The sequence below is a fragment of the Moorena sp. SIO2C4 genome, from assembly GCF_010672485.1.
Taxonomy (GTDB): domain Bacteria; phylum Cyanobacteriota; class Cyanobacteriia; order Cyanobacteriales; family Coleofasciculaceae; genus Moorena; species Moorena producens.
In genome coordinates this window covers 1-4,027 of record NZ_JAAHGN010000702.1, presented here as the reverse complement: position 1 = coordinate 4,027, position 4,027 = coordinate 1, and the positions used below count along the sequence as shown (strand labels likewise).

At 43.2% G+C, this 4,027-nt stretch carries 4 protein-coding genes; 1 reads left to right on the top strand and 3 read right to left on the bottom strand.

Features of this window, described 5'->3' with window-relative positions; translation table 11 throughout:
- Positions 1-256: isocitrate/isopropylmalate family dehydrogenase (locus F6K20_RS27515; RefSeq protein WP_287296790.1), on the top strand; the 256-nt coding region annotated here is incomplete at its 5' end.
- 234 nt (positions 257-490) lie between these two features.
- On the opposite strand, the gene F6K20_RS27510 is transcribed toward F6K20_RS27515, so the two are convergent.
- The 3 genes from F6K20_RS27510 to lptB all read right to left on the bottom strand — a co-directional run bounded on the left by F6K20_RS27510 (position 491) and on the right by lptB (position 3,806).
- Positions 491-1,744: a hypothetical protein gene (locus F6K20_RS27510; RefSeq protein ID WP_044492666.1), complete on the bottom strand. Its 1,254-nt coding sequence runs from the start codon at positions 1,742-1,744 to the stop codon at positions 491-493.
- A gap of 128 nt (positions 1,745-1,872) precedes the next feature.
- Positions 1,873-3,039 (bottom strand): LptF/LptG family permease, encoded by a 1,167-nt coding sequence (locus tag F6K20_RS27505; RefSeq protein WP_008182489.1) that lies wholly within the window; start codon positions 3,037-3,039, stop codon positions 1,873-1,875.
- Positions 3,040-3,077: 38 nt separating this feature from the next.
- Positions 3,078-3,806: an LPS export ABC transporter ATP-binding protein gene (gene lptB / locus F6K20_RS27500; RefSeq protein ID WP_008182487.1), complete on the bottom strand. Its 729-nt coding sequence runs from the start codon at positions 3,804-3,806 to the stop codon at positions 3,078-3,080.
- Positions 3,807-4,027 lie beyond the last annotated feature (221 nt).

The window sequence follows — 4,027 nt, the reverse complement described above, 5'->3', positions numbered from 1 at the left end:
TGAAGCCACCCATGGCACAGCTCCCAAACATGCGGGTCTAGACCGGGTCAATCCAGGCTCTGTGATTTTATCAGGAGTGATGATGCTAGAGTATATGGGTTGGCAAGAAGCTGCTGATTTGATTAAGAAGGGGATATCAGATGCGATCGCTAACCGGGAAGTTACTTATGACCTAGCCCGGATGATGACTCCACCCGTAGAACCTCCCCTGAAGTGTTCTGAGTTTGCTGAGGCAATCATTAAATATTTTAGTTGACACTTGAGTCTTTTAAGTTGGTAACCCGATCAACAGAGGTTTTGAGCAAACTTTTTACGACAGGCCATGCCAGAAACTGGGTCGATGAACCGAACGTGCAAGTCTACATTTAAGGGCAATCCTTGGGAAGATTTGCCCTAAGCCCTTGGTTGCTGTCAAGCTGTCAGGTTAGGGCGAGTCGATTAACCAAAATTTATTAAGGGAGAATCTCCGCGTATGGGATACCGGGGAATGTCAAGGATTGGAAATGATAATTTTAGGTCGCCTCAGCTGACTTGGTTCAAGCTTAGACTTTAACTGAGGCTGATTGAAAAACTGATTTTGACTAGTAGACTGGGTAGAAAATTGCCCCAATTTACTAGTTCCTTGCGGTGCTACTGGTGTAAGCGGTGCTGCCGTTGGTACACCGGTAGCTTGCCGGAATGGACTAGAGTAGGTGTTGGAATTGAGAGGAACTGTAGGTACTGTAGGTGTTGTCGGAAAAGTTCTATCGTTCCTTGTTCGAGGTAGATTGACTCCAGGATAATTAATTTGTCCTGGATAAGGAGCTGTTGTGGGTGTGGTCGAGAAATTCCTGTTGCCGGTTAAACCTGGTGTTGTTACCCCAGGATAGGTAATTTGTCCTGGATAGGAGGGAGTCGGTAATGCTTGATTGCCAGTTGCACTCAACGGTATTCCCCCCCTAGCTTTAATTTCCTGAGTTCCTGAGTTCCGTTGTTCGAGAACTCCCCTGTTTCCATAGGAGATGTTTGAAGGCAATATGTTAGCGGGTAGTTGAGCTTTGCTATTACCGGTATTAGACTTAGCAGCATTAAGCCTATTCAAGGCTTCCTGTAAAGGGCTGACTGGTAACTCGGCTGGATTAGTGTAGGGGGAATTGAAGGAACCCAACCCCAATACAGAATTAGTCTGGTTCAGTGTGCTTGAGGATAAAGATCTCTGATTAACAGAGTTAGGATTGGTCAGTAAGCCAGTCCCAGGAACAGGAGGGATATTAAACAAATCGTTTGTAGATGTAACAAACGGATTTCTGGCTTTTGAGGACTGCTGAGGTTGGACGTTTGGCGTTAGTAAAGGTGATGTTGCTTGGGAGTTAGCTTTTGTCTGCTGAATAACTTGAGTAAATAACCCTTCCGAATTTTTGGTTTTAGACTTTCTGGCTTTATTGGTTTGCTGTGGTGGTACTGATATAGCACTTAGCGCTTCGAGCTCTGCTAATAGCACGGCAGAATTATCAATATCAGCCAACGTTGCTGCTAGTTCATCATCTTCAGAAGACAGGGTTGGTTCAACGGTGGGAGTATCAGTGTCAGCCACTTGATTGATCCCAATTGCCCTTAACAATTCTGGACGGTTCCAGTATTCCCGGACAAACCACAACATTAGGGATAACAAGACAGCTGCTCCCCAAAATGCTGGTCGTCCCAAAGGTTGTAGTTGAGCTTTCCAATAGCGGAGGTAGGCAGGAGGTTGATGACGATAAGACATGGCAGGTTTCAACGATGTTAAATATTTCAGCTTCGCTGTAACTTGATGCTAGCCTCTAATCAACGGATTCAGGTTTACAATTAGCAATTTACAATTAGCAACAATAACTACCTAGCTATCGAGCCTACCTATCGGGCAGCCCTATATAACAACAATCCTCCCGCACCTAGTCCAAATAAATTAGGCAACCAGGCTGCCATCAAAGGAGAGAAAATGTTAACTAGACCTAGGGCATTCGTTATAAATCCTAATAAGTAGTAAGAAAAAATCACTAAAACACTAATGCCGAAACTGGTTGCTTTACCTGTACGTTGAGGACGAGTTCCCAAGGAGGCTCCCACTAAACCAAAAACTAGACAAACAAAGGGAAAAGATATTTTTTGTTGAATTCTGATCCTAAGTTTACGGATTTTTTTAGCATTACCACTATGGCGTAATACCTCCAAACGCTCTAGAGACTGAGCAATGTTCATTTCACCATAGTCACGATTTTTTTTTGCCAAATCCAAAGGTGTTCTAGGAAGTTGTAGCTTTTGTTTTTGAAATCTGAGGATATTGCGGTAAGAAGCATCGGGAGATATAATATAGATGGTTCCATCTAAAAAATCCCATAAATTTTCAGTGGGGTTCCAAACGGCAGACTCAGAGGTAACAATTTGTTCTAGACCGGTCTGAGAAAAGTCTAAAATTGTCAAGCCTCTCATCTGCTTACCATCAAATTGCTCGGCGTAGAACCAACGCTTAATTTTGTTTACTTTTTTGCCATTGGGTAGCTTTACTTTTTGATATTCGGGATAAAATATGTTCCTTTCCTGAAAAGATGGTCTTTCTTTTTTGAGCGCTTTATCTAAGGTGATTTTGGACTGGTAGTTAGCCGCAGGAACCACTAATTCATTAAATACAAATGTCAGACTTGTAACGAGCAAACTCACCACTACAGCAGGTATTACGAGTCGGTAGATGCTTACCCCAAAGCTACGCATGGCAATCAACTCACTATCGCTACTGAGGCGAGAGTATGCCATCAGAGCAGCTAGGAGCATCGACATTGGTAAAGCATAGGAAATAAACTGGGGTATCTGCAACAGTAGCACTTGAAGTGCAATTCCCAGTGGTAATCCTGCTTCAGTAACTTTGCGAACCAACTCAAATAGGGTTCCAATAGCTACACCAAGTGATGAAAAAGCACCTATACCAAACAGCAGTGGTGGGATTAGCTCAAATACGATGTACCGATCCATCACTGATAAGCCAGGCATTAGTGCAATGATGGACTTGGATTTACCAAATTTCATGATGTGCTAATCACTAAATTAATTTTTAATAGCTTCTTTTATCGTTGAAACCCTGTCCCTAAGTAATACTTACGTACTAAAGGATTATCATAAAGTTCTTCAGCACTCCCGGCAGCCAGGATTTGTCCTTCTCGCATAATGTAGGCGCGGTCAGTAATCGCTAGGGTTTCTCTTACATTGTGGTCAGTCACCAGAATTCCCATTTGGCGATCGCGTAATCGAGCCATAATTTTTTGAATCTCTGACACAGCAATGGGATCGACACCAGCAAATGGCTCATCCAAGAATAAGAACTTCGGTCCAAGTGAACCAACAGCTAAGGCTCTTGCCAGTTCTGTTCGACGTCTCTCTCCTCCAGACACTTGATTACCCAAGGTATTGGCGACTTTTTCCAAACGAAACTCTTGGAGTAAGTAATGCATTCTTAATCCCCACTCACCACGAGGCACACCAGTTTGTTCTAAGACTAATTGAATATTGTCCCGAACACTAAGGTGGCGGAAGATACTCGCTTCCTGAGCCAGATAACCAATACCTAGCTGCGCTCGCCGATTGATCGGCATGCCAGTGATATCTTGATCATCTAGCCAAACTGTACCCAGATTGGGTTTTTCTAGACCAGTGGCAATGTAAAAGGTTGTAGTTTTACCAGCACCATTAGGACCAAGCAACCCTACAACTTCCCCTTGGGCAACGGAAAGATTAACGCGACTGACAACACTGCGCCTGCCATAGGACTTATGGATATTATCTAATAGTATTTTCACGGATAGCACCTTGAATCAGTCATTAGTCAATAGTCCATAATCCTTATATCCTTAGTAATTGACCAATGACCAGTAAATGACCAGAAGTGGTTGCAGGCTATTCTATCAATTAAGATCTAGTTTTTAAGCCATAATGGCTGATGGTAGTGTTTTATGTAGTTAGGGAAGCCCTGGAGCAGGTGATGTGGTGCTGTCTGAGTCAGTAACGATGTAAATTGATA